Source organism: Rhodococcus sp. T7 (assembly GCF_009872365.1).
Classification (GTDB): Bacteria; Actinomycetota; Actinomycetes; order Mycobacteriales; family Mycobacteriaceae; genus Rhodococcus_F.
On sequence record NZ_WXYH01000187.1, the window covers coordinates 64,807 to 89,595 of the forward strand.

Consider the following 24,789-nt stretch of genomic DNA (forward strand, 5'->3'; position numbering starts at 1 on the left):
ACGGGCTGGTCATCGCGCGAGCCGGGCTGCGACACCCGATGCGTAACGCTCGTAGTTGGCGGCCGTCTCGGCGACCGAGTCGCCACCGAACTTCTCGAGCGCGGCCTGGGCGACGACCAACGCCACCATCGCCTCGGCGACGACACCGGCAGCGGGCACCGCGCACACATCGGACCGCTGGTGAATGGCCACGGCTTCCTCACCGGTCGACATGTCGACGGTGGCCAGGGCGCGCGGGACCGTGGAGATCGGCTTCATCGCCGCGCGCACACGGAGCGCCTCGCCGTTGGTCATGCCGCCCTCGAGACCGCCGGCGCGGTTGGTCGAGCGCAGAATTCCGTCCGGGCCGGGCCGCATCTCGTCGTGCGCCTGGCTGCCGCGCCGGCGCGCGGTCTCGAAACCGTCGCCGACCTCGACGCCCTTGATGGCCTGGATTCCCATCAGGGCGGACGCCAGACGGGCGTCGAGGCGGTCCGCGCCGCTGATGAACGATCCGAGACCCACCGGGAGACCGTGGATGACGACTTCGACGACACCGCCGAGGGTGTCGCCGTCACGCTTGGCGGCCTCGATCTCGGCGATCATCGATTCCTCGGCGGCCTTGTCGAACGCGCGGACCGGGCTGGCGTCGATCGCCGCGAGGTCGGAGGCGGTGGGTTCGGGCCCGACGTACGGATCAGACGCGCCGATCGAGATCACGTGTGACAGCACCTCCACGCCGAACACCTGGCGCAGGAAACTCCGGGCGAACGTCGCGGCCGCGACCCGGGCCGCCGTCTCACGCGCACTCGCGCGTTCGAGAACGGGGCGGGCGTCGTCGAACCCGTACTTGAGCATGCCCGAGTAGTCGGCGTGACCGGGGCGCGGACGGGTGAGCGGCGCGTTCCGCGCCTGGTCGGCGAGCAGGTCGGCGTCCACCGGGTCCGCGGACATGATGGTTTCCCACTTGGGCCACTCCGTGTTGCCCACCTCGACGGCGATCGGGCCGCCGAGCGTCCGGCCGTGTCGGACACCACCGACGATGGTGACCTTGTCGGCCTCGAACTTCATCCGCGCACCGCGGCCGTAGCCGAGGCGGCGTCGCGCGAGTTGGGTCGAAATGTCCTCGGACGTCACTTCGACGCCCGCGACCATCCCCTCGAGCATCGCGACGAGGGCGGGACCATGGGATTCTCCGGCAGTTATCCAGCGCAGCACGCCAATATCTTTCCATGTCGCCGCGTCCGGCAGTGACGGTGGTCCTCTCGGGGCGCGCGCGCAGGGTGCGGACTCGGTCAGGTGACGTGCCCGGCGAACAGCGCCACCAGCGTCGCGGCACACATGGCGGGGCCGTGCGGGAGCGGCGGCGGCGGCGAGCGCCGGACGACGAGGACGACGCAGCCCGCGAGTGCGGTCAGTGCCGGTGCGAGCGCGGCAGCGAACACCCAGGCCTCTCCCCCGGCCAGCCCGGCGGCCGCGCCGACCCCGAGCGCGAGTTTCACGTCGCCCGCACCGATCGCTCCGGGTGCCCCGAGATACAGGGCGAGATAGGCCGCCGCCAGCAGGACACCGCCGATCACGGCGGCGGACGCGTTGCCGGTCGCGACACCGAAGGCGACGATCACCAGGAACCCGGGCAGCGTCAGCAGGTTCGGCAGCCTCCGCGCACACAGGTCGGTCGCGGCGAGACTCGCACACCACCACCAGAACGCCAGCGCACCCGGCAGTATCCACACCGGGTTGCGGCCGGAGTCGGCCCAGACCGTGACGGCCACGCCGACAGCGCACACCGCCTCGCACCAGCCCGGCCCCACCGGGCCCACATACCGGTCTGCGGTGAGGCGCGCACACCGTCCCGCACCCGCACCGGCCACCACACTCGTCACGATCAGCCACCACATGCCGACCAGCGTGCGGGACCGGACACCCGGACCCCGCGCCGCGACCTGCGCGAACGATCGCCCTGTGGACGGCGGCCGGGCCTGTGGACAACTAGCCCAGAGCGGCCGCCATCGCCTCGCGCGGCGCCGGGCGGCCGGTAAACTGCTCGACTTGCCCGAACGCCTGGTGCAGCAGCATCGACAGACCACCGACGACCGTTCCCCCGGCCGCCTCGACCGCGGCCGCCAGTGGGGTCGGCCACGGGTCGTAGATCGCGTCGAGCACGAACGGGGCCCGGCCGAGAACGTCCGCGTAGTCGGTGATCGCAGCGGACGGAACGGTGCTGACGAGTGCGGCGGCCGCGGCGCACCGGGCACCGAGTTCGGGGCTGTCGAAGCCCAGCAACCGGACGTCGAGCCCCACCGATTCCGCGCACCCCAGCGCACCCGCCGCGCGACCCGCGTCGCGGGCCACGACGGTCACGGATTTCACGCCCAGGTCGGCGAGCGCGACGAGCGCGGGCCTGGCCGTTCCCCCGGCGCCGACGACGACCGCCTCGGCGCCCGCGATGGCACCGACACCGCCCGCAGTGAGCGCGCCGCTGACCCCGTCCACGTCGGTGCAGTCGGCACGCCACCCGCCCTCGATGCGGACCAGGGTGTTCGCGGAGCCGATCGCGACGGCCCGGTCGGTGCGCTCGGACGCGAATTCGAGCGCGGCGATCTTGCCCGGCATCGTGACGGACAGACCGACCCATTCCGGGCCGAGCCCGGACACCAGCCCGGGGAGTCGCTCCCCGTCGCACTCGATGCGGTCGTACGTCCACCCGGTGAGACCGAGCGCCCGGTACGCCGCGAGGTGCAGTTGCGGTGATCGCGAATGCGCGATCGGACTGCCCAGCACCGCGGCTTTTCGTGCAGTCACCAACTCATCGTCCACTGTTGAGAATCCCGTTGTTCAGAGCCTGGTCGATGTTGGCCAGGTGTTCGTCGTAGCTCTTCGTGAAGAGTGTCGTGCCCTTCGCATCGACCGTCACGAAGTAGATCCAGTCGCCGGGCGCCGGCTGTTCGACCGCCTGGAGCGCCCCGATGCTCGGAGACGAAATCGGCGTCGCAGGCAGGCCGGGGCTGGCGTACGTGTTCCAGGGTGTCACCTGCGCGCGGTCGGCGTCGGTGGTGGCCAGTTCGGTGGTGTCCAGCGCGTAGTTGACGGTGGAGTCGAACTGCAGCGCCTGGTTGACGGCGAGCCGGTTGAGGATGACGCGGGCGACCTTCGAGAAGTCGTCGGGCATCGCCTCACGTTCCACCAGCGACGCCGCGACCAGCATCTTGTACGGCGTGAGACCGACCTGGTTGCCCGCGGTGAGGATCCCGGTCTTCTCGTAGCTCGCGGAACTCTCGGACACCAGCCGCTGCAGAATGGCGGCCGGACCGGCGGTCGGATCGAAATCCCAACTGCCCGCAGCGATCAGGCCCTCGAGCTGGCGGTCCCGGTCCGGAACACCCGCGACCGAGTCCTTCGCCCAGTCGGGCACGCCGAGCGCGGTCAGGTCGCCCGCACCGGCGGCGTTGAGGTCGTCGTAGCTGATGCACTTCTGCTGACCGGCGTCACCCAGGCAGCTGGCCTCGGAGATCAGCGTGTAGATCCCCTTCTTCTTGGCGCCGGTCTGCACGTCGGTGGTGTCGTGGAGTTGCCTGCCCTCGGAGATGATCATCTGACCGACACGGGAGGCGGGGTCGACCAGTTCCTGCACGGCGTCGTCCGCCGGAATCTGGGTGGAAAGGCTGTAGAAACCGGGTTGCACCGAGTTCATGGCATTGCTCTGGACCGCGGCGTTGAAGAACGCTGATCCGCTGGCGACGACGTCGCGGTCCGCCAGGGTGGTGGCGATCTCCTCCGCGGTGTCGCCCGGATGGACCTGCACGACCACTTCGGGACCACCGGGTCCGGCGTAGTCCGCGGGAGCGTCGGACCCACCGAAGAACAACTTGCCGCCGACGAACACGACACCGACCAGCACGATCAGGACCGTCGCAGCGGCGAGGACGCCGAACACCTTGCCCCGGCGTGCGCGTCCCCTGGCCTGTTTGCGCCTGCGAGCCTGCGTGCGGGCAGCGGCGCGGGTGGGCGGGATCTCCTCGGGAATCGCCGTGGGCGGGATCTCCTCGGGAATCGCCGAGATGATCTGCGTCTCGGCCTCCGCGAACGCGACGTCCGCTTGCGGACGGTCGTAGCCGTCCTCGGGGTAGGCCTGGGCGTCGTCCGAATCGTCGACGTAGTCGTCCACATACGGATGGTCGTCGGCCGGCGGCTCCCGGTATGCGCGGGCGTCGCCGTAGGAGCGGGGACCGTATCCGTCCTCATACACGGACTCGGTGTCGTAGGGCTGCTCGTAGCGCGGTTCGTACCGCGGCTCCGCGTAATCGCGATGCGGTTCGTGACGCTGCGGTTCGTGGCGCTGTGGTTCCTCGAGGTGCGGTTCGGCGAAGTGCGGTTCCTCGACGTGCCGTTCGTCGTAATCCCGCTCGTCGAAGTGCGGTTCGTCGTACACCACGGCGTGGCGGCCGGTGGTGACGAGGTCGTCGTCGGGGGTCGGCGTGTAGCCGATCTCGTCGTCGTCCTCTTCGAGGTAGCGGTGCCGTCGGGGTTCGCGGGGGATGTACTCGAAGTCGGGTCGCTCACCTGCGGGGCGGCGGCGGTGATTGCTCACTGGCCTGCCTCCGGTAGCTGCACGTCCCCACCTGAATCCCCTGCATTCACCGACCTGCTCCGCTCGTCCAACCATCCCTGCAAGATCGCCACCGCCGCAGCCTGGTCGATCACAGGACGCTGGCCCCTCGCACTGACACCGCTCTCGCGAAGCGCCCGTGCGGCAGTGACGGTCGTCAGACGTTCGTCCGCCATCCGCACCGGTATCGGGTCGACCTTCCTTCGCAATCGCTTCGCGAACACAGTAGCGATCGAGGCGGCTTTTCCCCGTTCACCCCGCAGGGTCTGCGGCAGACCGACGATAACCTCCACCGCCTCGTATTCCTCGACAATGTCGGCAATGCGCCGGATGTCCGGCGCGTCGGGCCCGCGTTCCTTGGACCGGGGCACCGTCTCCACGGGGGTGGCGAGGATCCCGTCGGGGTCGCTCGACGCGACACCGATGCGGACACTGCCGACATCGATGCCGATACGCCGACCACGCCCAGGGTCGTCGACTCCCGGTCGATCCGGACCCTGTTCCGCGTGATCCACCGCTACTGGCTCCCCACCTTGTCTGCGACTTGCGCCCGGACCGCGTCGAGGGCGGCCGCAATTCCGCTGGTGTCCGAGCCGGAACCCTGCGCCATGTCGGCCTTTCCGCCGCCGCGGCCGCCGATCTTCGGACCGAATTCCTTCACGAGGTCGCCGGCCGACAGGCCGAGTTCCTGGGCGGCCTTGCTCACGGCGACCACGAACGGCACCTTGCCGTCGACGTCACCGAGCAGTACGACCACGGCGGGCTGGGTGCCGAACCGGCCGCGGATGTCCGTCACGAGTCCGCGCAGGTCGTTTCCACCGACACCGGCCGGGGCGGAATCCGCGACCAGCAGCACCGGCCCGACCCGCTGGGCCTTGTCGACGAAGGTGCCCGCCGACGCGAGAACCGCTTGCGCGCGGGACTGTTCGAGTTCCTTCTCCGCCACCCGAAGTCGCTCCACCAGCGCCTCGACGCGGCCGGGCACCTCTTCCGAGGGCACCTTCAGCGACGACGACAGCCCGGCGAGCAGCGCCCGTTCCTTGGCCAGGTAGCGGTACGAGTCGAGCCCGACGTAGGCCTCGACGCGGCGCACGCCGGAGCCGACGGACTGCTCACCGAGCAGGGTGACGTTGCCGATCTGCGAGGAGCTGCCCACGTGGGTTCCACCACACAGCTCCATCGAGAACGGTCCGCCGATCTCGACGACCCGCACCTCGTCGCCGTAGTTCTCGCCGAACAACGCCATCGCGCCCATCGCCTTCGCCTTGTCGAGGTCGGTGACGAACGTGTTCACGGAGTAGTCGGCGGCCACCGCTTCGTTCGCGACGACCTCGATGTCCTGCTTCTGCGCTTCCGTCAGCGCGCCCTGCCAGGAGAAGTCGAAACGCAGGTAGCCCGGCTTGTTCAGCGAGCCCGCCTGAACGGCGTTGGGGCCGAGCACCTGTCGCAGCGCGGCGTGCACCATGTGCGTGCCGGAGTGGCCCTGGGTGGCGCCCTTGCGCCACGCGGCGTCGACCTGTGCGAGCACGACGTCGCCCTCGGTGATCTGCCCCTCCTGCACGGTGACCTTGTGGACCCATAGCTTCTTGGCGATCTTCTGGACGTCGTTGACCTTCACCCGCAGCCCCGGACCGGTGAGGGTGCCGAGGTCGGCGATCTGGCCACCCGCCTCCGCGTACAGGGGGCTGCGGTCGAGGATGACCTCGACGTCCTGGCCCACCGTCGCGACGGGGACGCGCTGCCCCTGCGAGATCAGGGCGAGAACGTGTGCCTCGGAGACCAATTCGTGGAATCCGGTGAACTCGGTGGGTCCGCGGTCGAGGAGTTCCTTGTAGACGGTCAGGTCGGCGTGCGCGTGTTTGCGGGCCTGGGCGTCGTCCTTCGCGCGCTGCCGCTGTTCGGCCATCAGCGTGCGGAAGCCCTCCTCGTCGACGGTCAGACCGGCCTCGGCCGCCATCTCCAGGGTCAGGTCGATCGGGAAGCCGTACGTGTCGTGCAGCGCGAACGCCTGTTCGCCGCCGATCGTCGACTTGCCGGACGCCTTCACCGATTCGGCGGCGCCTTCGAACAGCTTGGAACCGGACGTGAGGGTCTTGAGGAACGCGGTCTCCTCCCCCACGGCGACCGTCTCGATGCGGCCGAAGTCGGTGGCGAGGACGGGGTAGGACGGCGCCATCGTGTCGCGGACGACGGTGATGAACTCCCGCATGCTGGGCTTGTCTGCGCCGAGCAGCTTCGCGGAGCGGACGATGCGCCGCAGCAGGCGGCGCAGAACGTAGCCGCGGCCGTCGTTGCCGGGGTTCACGCCGTCGGCGATGAGCATCGCGGCGGTGCGCGCGTGGTCGGCGATCACCCGGAACCGCACGTCGTCGTCGTGGTCGACGCCGTACTTGCGGCCCGACAGTTCCTCGGCCTTCGCGATGACCGGGCGCACGAGATCCGTCTCGTACACGTTGTCGACGCCCTGCAGCAGGAAGGCGACGCGCTCGACGCCCATGCCGGTGTCGATGTTCTGCTTCGGCAGCGGTCCGAGGATTTCGAAGTTGTCCTTGCTGACGCCGAGACCGCGCTCGTTCTGCATGAACACGAGATTCCAGATCTCGATGTAGCGGTCCTCGTCGGCCTCCGGGCCGCCTTCCCGACCGAATTCGGGGCCGCGGTCGAAGTAGATCTCCGAGCACGGGCCGCAGGGGCCGGGGATGCCCATGGACCAGTAGTTGTCGGCCATGCCGCGGCGCTGGATCCGCGTCTCGGGGACGCCGACCTCGTCGCGCCAGATGTCGCGCGCCTCGTCGTCGTCGAGGTAGACCGTCACCCAGATCCGCTCGGGATCGAACCCGTAGCCGCCGTCGTCGACACCGGAGGTCAGCAGCGACCACGCGTGCTTGATCGCGTCGCGCTTGAAGTAGTCGCCGAAGGAGAAGTTGCCGGCCATCTGGAAGAACGTGTTGTGCCGTGTGGTGATGCCCACATTTTCGATGTCGAGGGTGCGCACGCACTTCTGGACACTGGTCGCCCTCGGGTACGGCGGAGTCTGCTGGCCGAGGAAGAACGGCACGAACTGCACCATTCCGGCGTTGACGAACAGCAGGTTCGGATCGTCGAGAATCAGCGAGGCGCTGGGTACCTCGGTGTGGGCCGCCTTGACGAAATGGTCGAGGAAGCGCCGGCGAATCTCGTGGGTCTGCACGTCAGTGATCCTTATTGTCTGTCTCGAGGGCAACTACGGTCGCCGGGTGGCTGGGCACACCCGGCGGTTCGGCAACATTCAGCTTAACCGGCCACCCTGACGGTTCGTGCCGCGGACGATGGCGCGCAGTTTGTCCACGCGCCCCGCGATGTCACGCTCGCCGCCGTGGGTGGTGGGCTGGTAGTAGTCGACGCCGACGAGCTCGTCGGGCGGATACTGCTGCGCCAGTACCCCGTCCGGGTGGTCGTGGGGATATCGGTAGCCGACGGCGTTGCCGAGCTTCGCCGCTCCCGCGTAGTGGCCGTCGCGCAGGTGCGGTGGGACGAGCCCGGCGTTTCCCGCCGCGACGTCCGCCATGGCGGCGCCGAGCGCGGCGATGACGGCCCCCGACTTCGGGGCGGTCGCCAGGTGGATGGTGGCCTGGGCGAGGGCGAGGCGGGCCTCCGGCATCCCGATCAGCTGCACCGCCTGCGCGGCGGCCGTCGCGGTCTGCAGCGCGGTCGGGTCGGCCATCCCGATGTCCTCGCTGGCGTGGACGACCAGCCGCCGCGCGATGAAGCGGGGGTCCTCGCCCGCGGTCAGCATCCGTGCCAGATAGTGCAGGGCGGCGTCGACGTCCGAACCGCGGATCGATTTGATGAACGCACTGATCACGTCGTAGTGCTGGTCGCCGTCGCGGTCGTAGCGGACGGCAGCCTTGTCGACGCTCGCCTCCACCGTCGCGAGGTCCAGCAGCACGGGACGGTCCGCGTCACCGGCCTGGTCGAGCGCCGCGCCCGCCGCCGCCTCGAGCGCGGTGAGCGCGCGCCGGGCGTCGCCGGCCGCGAGGCGGACCAGGTGGTCCATCGCGTCGCCGGCGATCTCGATGTCCCCGCCGAGACCCCGTTCGTCGGTGCGCGCCCGCTCGAGGAGGTTCTCGATGTCGTCCGCCGTCAGCGACTGCAGTTGCAGGACCAGTGAGCGGGACAGCAGCGGGGACACCACGGAGAACGACGGATTCTCCGTGGTGGCGGCCACGAGCAGCACGATCCGGTTCTCCACCGCCGCCAGCAGTGCGTCCTGCTGGGTCTTGGAGAAGCGGTGCACCTCGTCGATGAACAGCACCGTCTGCTCGCCCGCGAGGAGCCGACGGCGGGCCAGTTCGATGACGCCACGCACTTCCTTCACGCCCGCGGACAGCGCGGACAGTGCCTCGAAGCGGCGGCCGGTGGCACCGGAGATCAGCGACGCCAGCGTGGTCTTGCCGGTGCCAGGCGGACCGTACAGCAGCACGGACGCCGCCCCCGACCCCTCCACGAGCCGCCGCAGCGGCGCACCGGGGCCGAGGAGATGCTGCTGCCCGACCACCTCGCCGAGCGTGCGGGGACGCATGCGCACGGCCAGCGGTGCGCGGTGGTCGACCGGCCCCGGACCGGGAACCGGGCGCGGAGCCGCCGCCTCGTCGGGCTGCACCGCCTCGTCCGACTGCACCGTCTCGAACAGGCCCACCGACTCGTCCTCGCCGACATCCGAACCGAAAAGATCGCTCACAAGTTCGACGCTACTTGAACCCGCACCGTCCGACCCAGTCCGGCCGTACCACGGGTCAGCCGACGGACAGTCCCCGGATCTTGTCGGCGATGACGCGGGCGTCGTGGGCGACCACCGTGTTCCCCGCGTGATCCGCCGAACGGGCCAGCTTGTCCCAGCGCTGGGTCAGCGCCTCGGACCGCGGCACCGACAGGTGATGCTCGCGGACCGCGGCGATCCGCGTGTGGTTGTCCGGCAGGAACAGGTACGTGCTGAGCCACACCCAGATCAGTTGCGCCTCGACCATGCGGGCGGCGAGCACGTTGTCGTCGGCGAGCGCGGGCCACATCCCCACGACCTCCGCCCGCCAGGCCTCGATCATCGCCTGGGTGCGGTCCTCGGACAGTTCGATGCTGCACAGGCAGCCCGGGAACGAGACCAGCGCGTACGCGATGTCGAGCATCGCGTCGCGGAACCCGCCCCACTCGTAGTCGAGGAACCGGACGCCCTCGTCGTTGACGATGATGTTGTCCGGGCACAGGTCGGACGGGCTGAACGCCCGGAACCGGCCGCTCTCGAACAGCTTCGCGGCCCGCGCCACCTGCTCGGTCAGTTCCGGCGAGACGTCGACGCGGAGGATGTCGGACAGCAGGCCGGGCACGGCGGGCACCGCACGCTCCACCTGCTCGGCCACGGTGTCGTCGCAGTGCGCCACCTCGGCGCGGCGCAACAGTGCGGTGAAGTCTTCTTCGCGGCCCACGGTGGCCGCGTGCATGCGGCCGAGCGCCTGGGCCATGGCCATCAGGGTGTTGGTGACGGTGTCGGAGTCGGAGTGCTCGAGCAGCGCGCTGATCGGGGTGGCGTCCCCGAGGTCGCTGAGCACGAGGAGCCGGGCTTCGAGGTCGGATGCGAGGAGTTCGGCTCCGGGGCGGCTGTCCGTCGCCAGCGCCGTGGCGAACTGGTACGAGACGGCCTCGCGGAGGAAGGCGCTGCGGCTGTCGCCGGACAGGTCGTCGGGATCGACGGCCCGCGCGCCGGACACACCGGACTCCTCGCGGACCTGCTTGATCACCAACGTCCGGGGGAGGGAGAACGGATTCTCCGCCACCCGCACACGGAGCACGATGGTGCGGCCACTACCGCCGAGATCCACGGGATCCACCAGTGTCACGGGTGCCCCTGTGCGACGGGTGAGCAGCTTCTCGGCTGCGGCAACTACCTCTGAAACGGGGTCTGCCAGTATTGCAGTCATCGCGGACCAACTTACCTGCTAGTGACACGGATCATCGAGTCCTCCTCCGGAAGCCCCGATGAATTTCAGCATTTCGGCTGATCCGGTGCGAGTACTTCCATCGGCGCCACGTCAACCGACACCGCAATGGTGCTGTTTCGTGCCTCTGTGTATATGACACCGCGCAGCGGCGGCACGTCGGCGTAGTCCCGGCCCCACGCGACCACTGTGTACCGCTCGTCGACGAGCTGGTCGTTGGTGGGGTCGAAGGCCAGCCACCGGTCCCCCGGCATCCAGACCGCGGCCCAGGCGTGCGTCGCGTCGACGCCGATCATCCGTTCCTTGCCGGGCGGCGGCTGCGTCGCCAGGTACCCGGACACGTATCGGGCCGCGAGTCCGCGCGAGCGCAGGCAGGCGATGGCGAGCCGGGCGAAGTCCTGGCACACCCCCGACCGCTTCTCCAGCACCTCCGCGACCCGCGTCGACACCGACGTCGACCCCGACTTGTACTCGAAGTCGCGGTGGATGCGGGTCGTGAGATCGACCACCGCGTCCACGAGGGGCCGCTCCGGCGGGAAGCTCGGCGCCGCGTACTCGCGGACCGCGTCGCCGATCTCGGGGGGCTCGAGGTCGAGCACGAACTCCTGCGCCATCGCGCCCTCGGTGCCCACGGGCCGGGACAGCTCCCACGGCGCGTTTGCCGGGGCGGCGGCGAGCCTCGCCTTGTCCGGTCCGTAGACCTCGATCTCGGATTCGGCCGCCACCACCAGTTCCTCGTGCGGTGTGCTCACCTGGAAGTACAGGTCCCGGTTGCCGTATACGTCCGACCCGGTGGAGCGGTCTGCGGGCGGCGGCGTGATGTCGACGACGGAACCGACGCAGCGCTGCTCGTCGGTGTCGCGCGGCAGGAGGTAACCCCGGCCGTACGACGAGGTCACCGGCCCCGAGTACGTGTACGTCGTGCGGTGAGTGATCTTGTATCGGCGCAGAACCGGCCGCTCCGCTCCCGGGCCTGCCTGGGGCGTCGTGTCCGTCATGCGGGAACTCCGCCCGGGGAGGTGCTCCACGAGGTGCCGCTCCCCCACAGCGGCTGAGTGCCGCCGGGCAGCGACAGCTGACCCTTCAGCATCACGTCGGACAGTTCGCTCAGCAGTGCGCGCATGGTGGTCGTCAGCTCACCCAGCTCCTTCCGGGACCCGTTCGCATCGACCGATTCGAGTCGCACGGGGTCGACCCGCCGCACGGTGTTGACCATGTCCTCGGCGAGCCGCTCCGCGCGTGACGCACCCGAAGCGTCCGGCAGTGCGGCCAGATTCGTGCGCAACGCCTCCAGTTGGAACGCCAGCGACCTCGGGTTCTTCACGTCGAACAGCAACAACTCGGCCACGGCCGCCGGGCGGATACCGCGGTTGCGGCGGCGGTAGACCACGGAACTCTCGGTGGCGACGAGAAGCGATTCGATCACCGCCCGTTCGGTCGCGGGATCCGTCTTCCGCCCGAGGGTCGAGTCCACCAGTGCGATCAGGGTGGCTGCCCGTTCGATCCGTTTGCCGATGTCCATGACGTGCCAGCCGGTATCGCGGACCAGCGACTCCGCGGCGACCCCGGACAGCGCGAGCATGCCGCCGAGCACCGCGGACTGCGCCTCGAACAGTGCGGACCCGTCGTCGACCGTGTCGGCGTTGACCTGTCCGAGCGCGCGTTCGACGGAGCTGAGCACGGCCCAGATGTCGTTCGACAGTTGCCCGCGCACGGCTCGCGCGGCCTGTTCGACGCCGCGCACCGCGTGGGCGAGCGAGCCGTCCCGGTCGGGGTCCGCCGTCAGCGAGCGGAACTCGGAACGCACCCGCCGCTGGTCGGTGACCGGATCGGAGTCCGAGTCGGCCCCGAGATCGAGCCCCTCCGGGTGGTGCCCGGCGTCGGCGACCCGCAGGATCGTGTTCAGCAGGATCGGGAGGCTTCCGCCGCCCGCCAGCCACGGTCGCAGCCGGTAGTCGCGGTACTTCTCCCCCACGGCGATCATCAGCCTGGCCGCACCCTCGGCGCGTTCGGCGAACCGGCCCATCCAGAACAGTTCGGTCAGTGCGCGCGGCGACGTCATCAGGTCGGACGTCGTCGCCGCATACGTGGGCAGGGTCTCCCCGTCCCGCTCGGCGCCGTCGCCCGGATCGGTGGACGCGGTGCGCTGCGCCAGCCGGATCCAGACGTCCTTCGCCCCGGCGTGGCGGCGGTCGCCGCGCTCGGCCCCGGGAACGAGGGACGTGCCGAGACCGCCGGCCATCGGGGTGAATCCCACCTGCTGCGCGACGCTGAACAACCGCATCCCGACCGGTGCGAGCACGACGTCCCCGGATCCGTCGGCGGCAGGCGCGTACGAGGGGTCCGGGACGATCTGCCCGACCCACCGCTCGGGTTCGGCCCGCACCCGGTCCAGCAGGGTGTCCCGGTCGGAGTCACCGAGGTCGGCGGGCACGATCGGCGAGCCTCCGTGCACCGCGCGCAGCACCATCGACGAGGCGTTCGCGAGGATGTGCGACAGCTCCGACCGGTCGCCGCCCCAGAAACTCGGAACCGAGGGCAGCAGCAGGTCCTCGTCGAGCAGCCGTCGGCACAGGTCCGGAAGCAACCGGGTGAGGGCGGGGTTCTCGAGGATTCCGCTGCCGAGGGTGTTGACGACGGTCACCGCGCCCCGCCGCAGCACCTCGACGAGACCGACCACCCCGGATCGGGAGCCGGGGCGCAGGTCGAGGGGGTCGGCGAGGTCGGCGTCCACCCGCCGGACGATGACGTCGACGCGTTCCAGACTGCCGAGGGACCGCATCCACACATGGCCGTCGCGGACCACCAGGTCGGCACTCTCCACGAGCGGGAAGCCGAGGACCGTCGCGAGATACGCCTGATCGAATGCGGCCTCGGACCGGGTGCGGGGGCTGAGGACGACGACGAGCGGGTCCTCGGTGCCCGCGGGGGCGGCGTCGATCGCCGCGAGCCGCATCGACTGGGCGAACGAGGACAGCGGGCGCGGTCCGACCGTCTCGTAGATGCCGGGCATCGCCCGTGCGATGACGCGGCGGTCCGCCATCGCGTAGCCCGCGCCTGCCGGGGACTGCGTATGGTCGCGCAGCGCGTGGAACGTGCCGTCCGCCCCGCGGCCGACGTCGAGTCCGTGCAGGAACAGCTGGTGGCGGCCCGGCACCGTGATGCCGTGCGCCGCACGGACGTAGCCCGGGTGCCCGAACACCGTGCGGGCGGGCACGGCGCCGCTCCGGACGAGCGTCATCGGCCCGTACAGGTCCGCGAGTACCGCGTCGAGGAGCCTGGAGCGCTGCACGAAGCCCGCCGCGAGCTGCTCCCATTCGTCGGCCGCGACGATCAGCGGGACCGCGTCGATCTCCCACCGCGGCGGTGCGGTCGGGGCGTCCGAACCGTCGAGGGGGTTGTAGGTGATCCCGTGGTTGTCGACGAGGAGCCGGATGCGGGACTGCAGGCGGCGGACGGAGTCGGGCCCGCCGTCCGTGAAGTCCTGGGCCAATTCCGCCCACGGTTCCCGGAGGCCGCCGTCGTCGCCGAACAGTTCATCGTAGCCCGCGCCGTCGTGCGGCGAGACGCTCATCAGGCTCGCCGCCGCTGCGCCACGGAGCGGTCTCTCCGTGCCTGCTCGAGCAGCCGGCGGGGATCGCCGCCGCTGCGCAGTCGCAGCGCCAGGACGAGGACGCCGGCGACGACGATGCCCACCATGTTGACCCCGAGTTGCAGCGCCGCCAGGGCCGCGACGCGCCATTCGCCCACGGTGACGGCGACGACGGCGAATCCGGCAGCGGGAACGGTGGTGACCGAGATGAAGACGCCGACGAGTGCCGCCGACTTCGAGGACACGAGCGCGAGCATGCCTGCCGCGCCGGCGAGCAGCGCGACGATCAACGACAGCGGTCCGACGCGGTAGATGAAGTCGACCTGGTCGAGGGACTCGATGCTCTCGAACTCCATCCACCCGATTCGCTCCATCGCCAGCGTCGCGAGCAGTGTCGCCGCCATCGCGAACGGGAAACCGAACAGCAGGGCGATCAGCGACCGCCGGGCCAGCCCGAGCTTGCGCCGCATCAGGGCGACGGCGAGCGCGGCGAGCGGGCCGAACTCCGGTCCCACCACCATGGCTCCGACGACGGTGATCGGCGAGTCGGTCACCACACCCACCGCGGCCAGCAGGCAGGCGATGGTGAGGAACGCGAGGAATGTGACGTTGAGCGTCGACTCCTCACGCGTCCGGCTGACCAGTTCCTCCCACACGACGCTGTCCGCGGGATCGCCCGGGGCCGCCTTCTCTGCCTCGCGTGCGGACTTCGACAGCACCGTGTCGACGGGCTCCACCGTGATCGCGCCGGTGCGATCGATTCCCAGGGCCTCGAGCGCGTCGATCACGTCGTTGGCCGCCTCACGGGCGACGTCGGTCTGGATCGCGTCGCCGGCGGGGTCGATCGCCGCCTGGCGCAGCACCACCACGTGGGTGGCGCCGGGTTCCGCGGCGAGCACACCGAGGACGTCCTCGGTGCGCTCGGCCGGACAGATCACTCGCAGGTGCAACATCGTGTCCCCCGGCTGTTCCGCGTCGTCCGATCGTCCGAGCCCGCCGGCGACACGCGCCGGCGGACCCGCCTACTTCTCGGCGTGAGCGTCGGGCTTCGCCGCCACGGCGTCACCCTTCGGCTCCGGCTTGGCGTCGACACCCGATTCCTTGCGCTGCTGCGCGGTGATCGGCGCCGGCGCACTGGTCAGCGGATCGACACCGCCACCCGACTTCGGGAACGCGATGACCTCGCGGATCGAATCGACCCCGGCCAGCAGGGCGGTGATCCGGTCCCAGCCGAACGCGATGCCGCCGTGCGGCGGCGCCCCGAACGCGAACGCGTCGAGGAGGAACCCGAACTTCTCCTCGGCCTCCTCGTGGGAGATGCCCATCACCTTGAACACTCGCTCCTGAATGTCCTTGCGGTGGATACGAATACTGCCGCCGCCGATCTCGTTGCCGTTGCAGACGATGTCGTAGGCGTACGCGAGCGCGGAACCCGGGTCGGTGTCGAACGTGTCGATCGACTCCGGCTTCGGCGAGGTGAACGCGTGGTGCACCGCCGTCCAGGCGCTGTACCCGAGCGCCACGTCACCGCTCGCGGTGGCGTCCGCGGTCGGCTCGAACAGCGGTGCGTCGACGACCCACACGAACGCCCACGCGTCCGGGTCGATGAGGTTCTGCTTGCGGGCGATCTCACCGCGGGCGGCGCCGAGCAGCGCGCGGGAGGACTTGGTCGCACCGGCGGCGAAGAAGATGCAGTCGCCGGGCTTCGCGCCGACGTGCGCTGCCAGGCCCTCACGTTCGGCGTCGGTGAGGTTCTTGGCCACCGGTCCGCCGAGGCTGCCGTCCTCGCCGACGAGCACGTACGCCAGGCCCTTCGACCCGCGCTGCTTCGCCCACTCCTGCCAGGCGTCGAGTTGCTTCCGCGGCTGGCTCGCGCCACCGGGCATGACCACCGCACCGACGTATTCCTGCTGGAAGACACGGAACGTGGTGTCTTTGAAGAACTCGGCGCACTCGACCAGTTCGACACCGAACCGCAGGTCCGGCTTGTCGGAACCGTAGCGGCGCATCGCCTCGGCGTACGTCATCCGCGCGATCGGCGTCTTGATCTCGTGCCCGACCAGCTTCCACAGCGACGTCAGCACCTCCTCCGCGAGGAGAATGACGTCGTCCTGGTTGACGAAGCTCATCTCGATGTCGAGCTGCGTGAACTCGGGCTGACGGTCCGCGCGGAAATCCTCGTCGCGGTAGCAGCGCGCGATCTGGTAGTAGCGTTCGATGCCACCGACCATGAGCAGCTGCTTGAACAGCTGCGGGCTCTGCGGCAACGCGTAGAAGCTACCCGGCTGCAGTCGCGCGGGAACCAGGAAGTCGCGGGCGCCCTCCGGCGTCGACCTCGTCAACGTGGGCGTCTCGACCTCGACGAACTCGTGGTGCGCGAGCACGGCGCGGGCCGCGGCGTTGACCTTGGACCGCAACCGGATGGCGTGACCGGGGCCCTCACGGCGCAGGTCCAGGTAGCGATACTTCAGGCGCGCTTCCTCGCCGGCCTGGTCGTCCAGCTGGAACGGCAGCGGCGCGCTCTCGTTGAGGACCTCGAGCTCGGTGACGTTGACCTCGATCGCGCCGGTGGGGATCTCGAAGTTCTGGTTGCCCTCGGGACGGACCTCGACCACACCGGTGACCTTGACGCAGTACTCGGCGCGCAGACGGTGGGCCTGCTCGGCGGCGGCACCCTCACGGAACACCACCTGGGACACGCCCGACGCGTCACGTAGATCGATGAAGATCACCCCGCCGTGATCACGACGCCTGGCAACCCAACCGGTGAGGGTTACGGTCTGCTGGGCCTGCTCGGCTCGCAATGAGCCGGCGAGATGTGTGCGCAGCACGGGATTCCTTTCGAAACATGGGGCAAGCTACTTCGTTGGCTGAGATCCTACGGAGACACCGTGCGTGAGCGGAAACGCATACCCGCTTCACGTGGGAGGCTCGATCGGCACGCACCGGAAAACTGAAGAGAAAGCGAAGACACATGACCTTCAACGAGGGCGCCCGAATGGACTCCGGCCGGGTGTCGACCGGAGGTGGGGGCGGCGGTGGCCTCGGCGGCAAGTTCGCGATGGGTGGCGGCGCGGGCGGTCTGATCGTGCTGGTTCTGGCGCTGCTCCTCGGCGGCGATCCCGGTTCGCTGCTCGGCGGTCTCAGCGGCACCACCGACTCCGGCCAGAATTCCGGCGCGGGCCTCGCGGGGTGCGAGACCGGTGCGGACGCCAACCGCGACGTGAACTGCCGGGTGGTGTTCACCGCGGGCAGTCTCGACTCCGTGTGGGGACAGGAACTCGCGCAACAGACCGGCACCGCGTACGTGCCGCCGGAGGTCGTGCTGTTCTCCGGGTCCGTCAGCACCGGCTGCGGCAACGCGACCAGCGAGGTCGGGCCGTTCTACTGCCCGGCCGACTCGACGGCGTACTTCGACACCAGCTTCTTCCAGCTCCTCGTCGACCGCTTCGGCTCCAGCGGCGGCCCGCTCGCGCAGGAGTACGTCGTGGCGCACGAGTTCGGTCACCACATCCAGAACCAGCTCGGCGACATCGGAAGGGCGCAGGCCGACCCGCGGGGCGCCGACTCGGCGGCGGTGCGGACCGAACTGCAGGCCGACTGCTATGCGGGCGTGTGGGCCCACTACGCCGACACCCTCCCCGGTCCCGACGGCGGGCCGCCGTTCCTGAACACCCTCACCGACACCGACATCGACGACGCCCTGTCCGCCGCCTCGTCGGTCGGCGACGACCGCATCCAGCAGTCGGCGGGCGCCCGGGTGAATCCGGAGGGCTGGACACACGGCTCCTCGCAGCAGCGCCAGAAATGGTTCGCCACCGGATACCGGACCGGCCAGGTGCAGGCCTGTGACACCTACTCGGCACGCGATCTGAACAACCCGCCCGCGCTCCGCTGACCAACATCCACCGATAGACTTTTTTGTCTTGACAGAATTTATTGTCGGTGCGAGAGTTGACGCATGTTGGACATAGCAGTGATCGATCAAGCGGCCGCAGCCGAGATCTCCCTGGACCCGGTCCGGGCGCGGTTGCTGGCAGCGCTCGCCGAACCCGGTTCGGCGAGTTCCGTCGCAGCGCAGGTGGGATTGACACGTCAGAAGGCCAACTACCACCTGCGGGCGCTCGAGGAACACGGCCTCGTCGAACTCGTCGAGGAACGCAGAAAGGGCAACGTCACCGAACGCCTGTTCCAGGCCACCGCGGCGTCGTACGTCATCTCCCCCGCCGCGTTCGCCGCCCTGGCGCCCGATCCCGACCGGGCACCGGACCAACTGTCGGCCCGCTGGCTGGTGGCACTGGCTGCGCGACTGGTCCGTGAGGTCGGCGAGTTGATCGCCGGCGCCACCGCGGCACGTCAGCCGTTGGCCACCTACGCGATCGACAGCGAGATCCGGTTCGCGTCGGCGACCGACCGCTCCGCGTTCGCCGATGAACTCGGCGAGACCGTCAAGAACCTGGTGTCCCGCTACCACGACGAGAACGCCCCGAACGGGCGCAGGCACCGCCTCGTCGTCGCACTGCATCCGAGCCTGAAAACACCGTCCGCGCAAGCGAAGTCATCCGACAACCGTCACGAGGAGAGCTAGCCATGTCGAAGAATTTCGAGATCCGCCGCGAAGTCGTCCTGAACGCCACCCCCGAGGACGTGTTCGCCGCCGTCACCACGGGCACCGGCGGCTGGATGTTCCCCACCGACCTCGATCCCGGGGTCGGCAGCGAGGGGCCGGCCGACCCCGCAGTCGTCGCGTGGGAACCACCGCAGAAGTTCGCGGTCCGCCAGGAGGGTCCCGACGGCTGGTTCAACGCCCTCGAGTACCTCATCGAGGCGCGCGACGGCGGCACGGCGGCGCTGCGCTACGTGCACAGCGGCATCTTCACCGACGACTGGGACGCCCAGTACGACGGCGCCGACAAGCACACCACGTTCTACCTGCACAGTCTCGGCCAGTACGTCCGGTACTTCGCGGGCCGCGCGGCCACCTACAGCGCGACCGGCGGCCCGGCGGCGTCCGCCGATCCCGGCGCCATGACCACGCTCCGCGGCGCGCTCGGCCTGTCCGACACGTCGACCGCCGGCGACACCGTCACCGTCGACGTCCCCGGATTCGGCACGGTGGACGGCGTCGTCGACTACCTGACGCCGCACTTCATCGGCATCCGGACCGGCGACGCGCTGTACCGGTTCTACGGCCGCAACGCATTCGGCGGAACGGTCGACGCGGCGCACCACCTGTTCGCCGCGGGCGCCGACCAGGAGAAGTCGCAGGACGCGTGGAAGTCCTGGCTCGACGACGTGTTCGCCTGACTCGCCGTGTGCCCCCGGTGTCGAAGTTGCACCGACGCAATGTCCCGTCGAACAGGAGAATTCCATGTCGTTCACGGACGAAGAAATCGACTACCTGCGGTCGCGGCCGATCGCCCGGGTCGCCACCGTGGGCGCCGACGGACAACCCGACGTGGTTCCGCTGGCATTCGAGTTCGACGGAACGGACTTCTGGGTAGGCGGGACCGGACCGTCCGTCGCCGGTACCCGTAAGTTCCGGAACATCCGGTCAGGCAACAACAAGGTGTCGCTGGTCGTCGACGATCTGGTGTCGTTCGAACCGTTCGTCGCTCGATCCACCCGGGTCTACGGCACAGCCGATCAGCCGGTGGAACGGGATGGAATAGTCGGGCCCGGCATCTATGTGCGCATCGCTCCGGCCATTTCGTGGAGTTGGAACATGGCGGGCGAACCCGCAGGCGCCGAATGGTACGAACCGAGGCGGACCGTCCACCTCAGAAGAGGGTGAGTGCCGGTCCGGGCCGTCCGGCCCCGACCAGTTCACCGCGGTCCGGCTCGGTCTGCCCGGCGTCCCGATGTTTCGCACCGCCGCCGAGACCGTACCGGTCGACGAGGGGGTCGACTCGCTCCTTCAGCCACGACTTGTATTCGGCCGGAACGTAGGCCGCCCGCCCGTACAACTGCCGGTACTGGCGGACGAGGGCGGGATGCTCCGTCGACAACCAGTTCATGAACCAGCCCTTGGTGCTGCCGCGCAGATGCATCGGAAAGACGGTCACGCCCGAGGCACCGGCATCGGCGATCGATTCGAGCAGGCCGTCCAGGTGTCGCACCGAATCGGTGAGGAACGGAATCACGGGAGCCACCATCACATTGCACGGCAGCCCGGCGTCGGTGATCGCCCGGATCAGATCGAGACGCGCCTTCGGGGTAGGTGTTCCCGGCTCGATCGACTTCTGGAGGTCGGGATCGTGGATCGCCAGCGAGACGCCGATGCTCACCGGCACCTGCCGGGCGGCCAGAGTCAGGAGCGGGAGGTCGCGCCGCAGCAGCGTCCCCTTGGTCAGAATCGAGAACGGGGTCGCGGATTCGGCGAGCGCGCGAATGATCCCGGGCATCAGGCGGTACCGGCCCTCGGCGCGCTGATACGGATCGGTGTTGGTGCCGAGCGCCACGTGTTCACGCTTCCACGACCTTCGCCCCAACTCCTTGCGCAGCACCGCCGCGACGTTGGTCTTCACCACGATCTGGCTGTCGAAGTCGCCGCCCGCATCGAGGTCGAGGTATTCGTGGGTGGGCCGGGCGAAACAGTAGCGGCACGCGTGCGAGCACCCGCGAAAGGCGTTGACGGTGAACCGGAATGGCAGTTGCGACTCCTCGGGCATCTTGTTCAGCGCGCTCTTGCAGAGCACTTCGTGGAAGGTGATGCCGTCGAACTCGGGTGTCTGCACGCTTCGCACGAGTCCGGCGCGTTCCAGCCCTGGCAATGCACCGTCGTCGGCGTCGACCGCTTGCCCATCCCACCTCATGAGTACATGCGAACATTTGTTCTAACCGGTGTCAAGGCTTCACGCCGGGTGGACGTGAGATCGTCGCCGTCGACCGCGCTGGTGAGCGCCGGATCGGGGATTGCGACAATGTCGCTCATGTCGAACAGAAACAACGTCTCGTCCGGTTCCGAGTGGGAAGGCAAGATCGGCTATTCCCGCGCCGTGCGCATAGGTCAGCTCGTGTCCGTGTCGGGTACCACCGCGTCGGGTCCCGACGGCCCCGTCGGCGGCGACGATCTCGCCGAGCAGACCCGTGAGGCGCTGCGCCGAATCGAGGCAGCGCTCGCGGAGGCCGGCGCGAGCACGACCGATGTGATCCGCACCCGCATGTACCTCACCGACATGAGCCGGTGGGAAGAAGCCGGCGTCGCGCACGGCGAGGTCTTCGGCGAGATCCGCCCCGCCACGACGATCCTCGAGGTCAGCGCGCTGATCGCCCCCGGCCTGCTCATCGAGATCGAGGCCGACGCCGTCATCGGCGACTGACCGCCCCGGGGAGGCGGCACCGCACCGACGAGTGCCACGTCCGCCTCCCCACCTACCGGTAGTCCACCGGAAGTACCCACTCGGCGACGAGATTGGGTGAACAATTGTCGCAGTGAGCCCCCTGGGACGAATCGGTCGAGCGCTCCTCGCGTTCGCGCTGGTCGTTGTCATCGGCACGGCCGGATACATCGTCCTCGGCTTCGGACTCCTGGACGCGCTCTATCAGACGGTCACCACGATCACGACCGTCGGATTCCGCGAAGTACATCCCCTCAGCCGCGTCGGAGAAATATTCACGATCACCCTCATCCTCGCGGGGGTGGGCACCGCGCTGTACATGTTCGGCGTCCTCCTCGAGGCTCTCATCGAGGGCCACCTGCGCCACCACATGGAGAGACGGCGAATGGATCGACACATCAGCCGGATGACCGGCCACATCATCATCTGCGGATGGGGCCGGGTGGGTACCGCGAGCGCGCAATACCTCACCTCGCTCGGCCGCGAGATCGTCGTCATCGACCGCGAACCGGACAGACTCCGAGACATCCAGCACCCCACCGTCATCGGAGACGTCACCGACGACCGCACCCTCGAAGCCGCCGGGATCGCGCATGCACACGCTTTGATCTCCGCGCTCGACACCGACGCCGACAACGTGTACGTCACGCTGTCGAGCCGGGCACTGCGCCCGGACCTCATCATCATCGCCCGCGCCCGGAATGAAGGGTCGATGTCCAAACTCGTGCGCGCCGGAGCCAACCGGGTGGTCAACCCGCAATTGATCGGCGGCCGCAGAATGGGTTCCTTTGCGCTGCAACCCCACGTGGCCGAATTCTTCGACGTGGTGATGCACGACGAGACCCTCGACTACCGCATGGAAGAGATCACCGTCGGTTCCACATCACCTTGGGTGGGATACACGCTCGAGCAGATGGGACTTCACGCAAGCGGCGCACTGCTGCTTGCGATTCGCACCGTCTCCGGTCAGTTCGTCGCCAATCCGGCGCCCACTATCCAACTCGAACCCGCAATGATCCTCATCGCTCTCGGAACGCCCGACGAACTCGATGCGGCACGCCAGCACGTCAACCCGTAACGGGTAGGCCCTGCCGGTGACGTCCTCCCCCTTGACAGTGCCCGCCCGCGATCCCTATTCTCGAATTCGATTCGAGTTTCAGTATGGCCAGAGTTTTGCTGCAGCCCCCGTTCCACCCATCACCCACCGTCGATCACCCCATGACCGCCGGCCCCGGCAACGGCGGGTCACTCTTCGAGGAAAATATGTTCAGCAACGAGTTCACCCAGACGTTCGGAATCGAACACCCCATCGTGTGCGGCGGCATGACCGCCGTCGGCACCGCCGACCTCATCAGCGCGGTCGCCAACGCCGGCGCACTCGGATTCCTCACCGCCCTCACCCAACCCACGCCCGAGGCCCTGATCAAGGAGATCGCCCGCTGCCGCGATCTCACCGACAAACCGTTCGGCGTCAACCTCACCATTCTGCCCACCATCCAACCGGTCCCCTACGACGAATACCGCGACGCCATCGTCGACAGCGGCATCACCATCGTCGAAACCGCCGGCGGCAACCCGGCCCCGCACCTGCCCACGTTCAAGGCCGCCGGCGTGAAGGTGATCCACAAAGCGGTCTCGGTCCGGCACGCCGTCAAGGCCGAGCAACTCGGCGTCGACGCCATCAGCATCGACGGCTTCGAATGCGCCGGCCACCCCGGCGAAGACGACGTCCCCGGACTCGTACTGATCCCCGCAGCGGCCCGCGCCCTGACGATCCCGATCATCGCCAGCGGCGGAATCGCCACCGGCGCCGGACTCGTCGCCGCCCTCGCCCTCGGCGCCTCCGCCGTCAACATGGGCACCCGGTTCATGGCCACCACCGAGGCGCCGATCCACGACAACGTCAAGAAACAGATCGTGCAGAACACCGAACGCGACACGCGAATCGTGTTCCGCGAGTTCCACAACTCCGCACGCGTCGCCCGCAACTCGGTCTCCGAAGAGATCGTCGACCTGTCCCGGCGCCCGGGTGCCAGCTTCGACGACATCGCCCACCTCGCCAGCGGCGCTCGCGGCCGCGAGCGGGTATACGGCGCCGGCGACGTCGAGGACGGACTCTGGTGGGCAAGCCAGGCCCAGGGGCTGATCCACGAAATCGGCAGCTGCGCCGACATCGTCGACACCATCCTCGCCGACGCTCGACACATCATCAGCGCGCGGTTGCCGGCACAGATTGCTCAGACCACAGCGTGACCCGGCGCCGTCGGCTGCTACGGTCACGAATCGTGTCCGACTTCATGCACGCACTGGAAGGCTGACGACCATGGACAGCGCGCCGCGGGTAACGCAGCAGGCTCCGTCGTCACCCGGTCGGTCGCAACGCCGCGGAGTGGAGCGCAGGCGGGCCATCCTCGACGCAGCCGAGGCGATCCTGTGCGAGCAGGGCTACGCGGCGGCAACCCTCAAAGCGATGGGTGAGCGGGCGGGGATTCCGACGGCATCGATGTACCACTACTTTCCCGACCGTCACGAGGTCGAGATCGAACTGCTGACGAACCACCTGCGTGAGTTCGACAAGCAAGTGAGTGCGGCACTGGAGACCGCCCAGATCCGAGCGCTCCCCGACGCCGTGGACGCGATCATCGACCCCGAGCTGGCGTATTTCAGACAGCATCCCGCCTGCGCCGAGTTGTGGTTCGTCGGTAGGAACAAATCCGTCGCCGAGCTGGTGCACGCGTTCGACGACGAGAGAGCGCACGCGTTCTGGCGCCTTCTGATAGACCGGGGATTCCTCCGCGCCGACACTCCCCTGCTCGTCCTGCAGCTGGCGTTCGAAGCCGGCAACCGGCTCTTCGACGTGGCGTTCCGGCGTGCACCGGGCGGAGACGACGACACGATCACCGAAGCGCGAAGGCTCGTCACCGCCTACCTCGAGACCTACGCTTCCGAGGCGTGACGGCATCAGTCGCCGAGGTAGCCGGTCTCAGGGTTGATCTGCTCGAGAAAGTCGCGGATCGACTCGCGACGCTGTCGGCCGACTGTCACCTGCAGGCTCGTCGTGATCCCCGGTACGCATGAACGCATCTTCACGTGCGCCGACCCTGCGGGATCGGAGCCTTCCGATGCCCGACATCGCTCGCGACCGGCGTCTCACCACCCACGGCCGGCCGGAGAAAGCTAGCGCGCCACCCGACGCAAGGGAGGTCACGACAGTTCGGGCTGAGGGTCAAGTCCCTGGAGGTGGTGTACAACGTCGTCGCGTGATGCCTCGTCGGTGAGTCAGGCAGTCAAGGCTGGTGT

22 protein-coding genes are annotated in these 24,789 nt (G+C 69.1%); 8 read left to right on the forward strand and 14 right to left on the reverse strand.

Annotation, left to right across the window (positions count from 1 at the left end):
- Nucleotides 1-9 precede the first annotated feature (9 nt).
- The 12 genes from aroC to aspS all read right to left on the reverse strand — a co-directional run bounded on the left by aroC (nt 10) and on the right by aspS (nt 16,980).
- Nucleotides 10-1,197, reverse strand: a complete 1,188-nt coding sequence (gene aroC, locus MLGJGCBP_RS18775; RefSeq protein WP_087555934.1) for a chorismate synthase — start codon at nt 1,195-1,197, stop codon at nt 10-12.
- 77 nt (nt 1,198-1,274) lie between these two features.
- Nucleotides 1,275-1,880: a prepilin peptidase gene (locus tag MLGJGCBP_RS18780; protein WP_160097542.1), complete on the reverse strand. Its 606-nt coding sequence runs from the start codon at nt 1,878-1,880 to the stop codon at nt 1,275-1,277.
- Between the two features lie 91 nt (nt 1,881-1,971).
- On the reverse strand, nt 1,972-2,799 hold the full coding sequence (locus tag MLGJGCBP_RS18785; protein WP_160097543.1) for a shikimate dehydrogenase: 828 nt from the start codon (nt 2,797-2,799) through the stop codon (nt 1,972-1,974).
- Nucleotides 2,789-4,570, reverse strand: coding sequence for an endolytic transglycosylase MltG (locus tag MLGJGCBP_RS18790; protein ID WP_160097544.1), 1,782 nt, complete (start codon nt 4,568-4,570; stop codon nt 2,789-2,791). Before MLGJGCBP_RS18790 ends, MLGJGCBP_RS18785 begins: the two co-directional genes overlap by 11 nt.
- Nucleotides 4,567-5,103, reverse strand: a complete 537-nt coding sequence (ruvX, locus tag MLGJGCBP_RS18795; RefSeq protein WP_072942164.1) for a Holliday junction resolvase RuvX — start codon at nt 5,101-5,103, stop codon at nt 4,567-4,569. The genes MLGJGCBP_RS18790 and ruvX overlap by 4 nt, the downstream gene beginning before the upstream one ends.
- A gap of 2 nt (nt 5,104-5,105) precedes the next feature.
- Nucleotides 5,106-7,778 carry an alanine--tRNA ligase gene (gene alaS / locus MLGJGCBP_RS18800; protein WP_160097545.1) on the reverse strand — a complete coding sequence of 891 codons (2,673 nt, stop codon included), beginning with the start codon at nt 7,776-7,778 and terminating at the stop codon, nt 5,106-5,108.
- Between the two features lie 78 nt (nt 7,779-7,856).
- The gene (locus MLGJGCBP_RS18805) at nt 7,857-9,308 is read right to left on the reverse strand and encodes a replication-associated recombination protein A (RefSeq protein ID WP_160097546.1); all 1,452 of its coding nucleotides are present in this window, start codon (nt 9,306-9,308) and stop codon (nt 7,857-7,859) included.
- A 55-nt stretch (nt 9,309-9,363) separates the two neighbouring features.
- Complete coding sequence (locus MLGJGCBP_RS18810; protein ID WP_072942170.1) at nt 9,364-10,539, reverse strand: phosphotransferase family protein; 1,176 nt, start codon at nt 10,537-10,539, stop codon at nt 9,364-9,366.
- A gap of 65 nt (nt 10,540-10,604) precedes the next feature.
- Complete coding sequence (locus tag MLGJGCBP_RS18815) at nt 10,605-11,555, reverse strand: transglutaminase family protein (RefSeq protein WP_160097547.1); 951 nt, start codon at nt 11,553-11,555, stop codon at nt 10,605-10,607.
- The gene (locus MLGJGCBP_RS18820) at nt 11,552-14,131 is read right to left on the reverse strand and encodes a circularly permuted type 2 ATP-grasp protein (RefSeq protein WP_160097548.1); all 2,580 of its coding nucleotides are present in this window, start codon (nt 14,129-14,131) and stop codon (nt 11,552-11,554) included. The genes MLGJGCBP_RS18815 and MLGJGCBP_RS18820 overlap by 4 nt, the downstream gene beginning before the upstream one ends.
- Nucleotides 14,131-15,102, reverse strand: coding sequence for a DUF389 domain-containing protein (locus MLGJGCBP_RS18825; protein WP_160097549.1), 972 nt, complete (start codon nt 15,100-15,102; stop codon nt 14,131-14,133). Before MLGJGCBP_RS18825 ends, MLGJGCBP_RS18820 begins: the two co-directional genes overlap by 1 nt.
- A gap of 69 nt (nt 15,103-15,171) precedes the next feature.
- A complete protein-coding gene (gene aspS / locus MLGJGCBP_RS18830) occupies nt 15,172-16,980 on the reverse strand; it encodes an aspartate--tRNA ligase (protein WP_160097550.1) in 1,809 nt (602 codons plus the stop codon).
- Nucleotides 16,981-17,123: 143 nt separating this feature from the next.
- On the opposite strand from aspS, the gene ypfJ reads away from it, so the two are divergent.
- The 4 genes from ypfJ (at nt 17,124) to MLGJGCBP_RS18850 (ending at nt 19,943) form a co-directional block, all read left to right on the forward strand.
- On the forward strand, nt 17,124-18,047 hold the full coding sequence (ypfJ, locus tag MLGJGCBP_RS18835; RefSeq protein ID WP_087555924.1) for a KPN_02809 family neutral zinc metallopeptidase: 924 nt from the start codon (nt 17,124-17,126) through the stop codon (nt 18,045-18,047).
- A 63-nt stretch (nt 18,048-18,110) separates the two neighbouring features.
- Nucleotides 18,111-18,737 carry an ArsR/SmtB family transcription factor gene (locus tag MLGJGCBP_RS18840; protein ID WP_160097551.1) on the forward strand — a complete coding sequence of 209 codons (627 nt, stop codon included), beginning with the start codon at nt 18,111-18,113 and terminating at the stop codon, nt 18,735-18,737.
- Nucleotides 18,738-18,739: 2 nt separating this feature from the next.
- Nucleotides 18,740-19,456, forward strand: coding sequence for an SRPBCC family protein (locus tag MLGJGCBP_RS18845; protein WP_160097552.1), 717 nt, complete (start codon nt 18,740-18,742; stop codon nt 19,454-19,456).
- Nucleotides 19,457-19,520: 64 nt separating this feature from the next.
- Nucleotides 19,521-19,943, forward strand: a complete 423-nt coding sequence (locus tag MLGJGCBP_RS18850) for a PPOX class F420-dependent oxidoreductase (protein ID WP_160097553.1) — start codon at nt 19,521-19,523, stop codon at nt 19,941-19,943.
- Here the strand turns inward: MLGJGCBP_RS18850 and MLGJGCBP_RS18855 are convergent.
- Entirely contained in the window at nt 19,930-20,964 is a 1,035-nt protein-coding gene (locus MLGJGCBP_RS18855) for an Rv2578c family radical SAM protein (RefSeq protein ID WP_160097554.1), read from the reverse strand. The two genes, MLGJGCBP_RS18850 and MLGJGCBP_RS18855, sit on opposite strands and share 14 nt — an antisense overlap.
- Nucleotides 20,965-21,072: 108 nt before the next feature.
- Here MLGJGCBP_RS18855 and MLGJGCBP_RS18860 point away from each other — a divergent pair, with 108 nt between their 5' ends.
- The 4 genes from MLGJGCBP_RS18860 to MLGJGCBP_RS18875 all read left to right on the forward strand — a co-directional run bounded on the left by MLGJGCBP_RS18860 (nt 21,073) and on the right by MLGJGCBP_RS18875 (nt 24,445).
- Nucleotides 21,073-21,471, forward strand: coding sequence for a RidA family protein (locus MLGJGCBP_RS18860; RefSeq protein ID WP_160097555.1), 399 nt, complete (start codon nt 21,073-21,075; stop codon nt 21,469-21,471).
- Between the two features lie 112 nt (nt 21,472-21,583).
- The gene (locus MLGJGCBP_RS18865) at nt 21,584-22,567 is read left to right on the forward strand and encodes a potassium channel family protein (RefSeq protein WP_160097556.1); all 984 of its coding nucleotides are present in this window, start codon (nt 21,584-21,586) and stop codon (nt 22,565-22,567) included.
- 185 nt (nt 22,568-22,752) lie between these two features.
- Nucleotides 22,753-23,742 (forward strand): NAD(P)H-dependent flavin oxidoreductase, encoded by a 990-nt coding sequence (locus MLGJGCBP_RS18870; protein WP_160097560.1) that lies wholly within the window; start codon nt 22,753-22,755, stop codon nt 23,740-23,742.
- A gap of 70 nt (nt 23,743-23,812) precedes the next feature.
- Nucleotides 23,813-24,445: a TetR/AcrR family transcriptional regulator gene (locus MLGJGCBP_RS18875; protein ID WP_160097557.1), complete on the forward strand. Its 633-nt coding sequence runs from the start codon at nt 23,813-23,815 to the stop codon at nt 24,443-24,445.
- A gap of 5 nt (nt 24,446-24,450) precedes the next feature.
- Here the strand turns inward: MLGJGCBP_RS18875 and MLGJGCBP_RS53240 are convergent, their stop codons facing one another.
- Nucleotides 24,451-24,579, reverse strand: coding sequence for a hypothetical protein (locus MLGJGCBP_RS53240; protein WP_268960757.1), 129 nt, complete (start codon nt 24,577-24,579; stop codon nt 24,451-24,453).
- Nucleotides 24,580-24,789 lie beyond the last annotated feature (210 nt).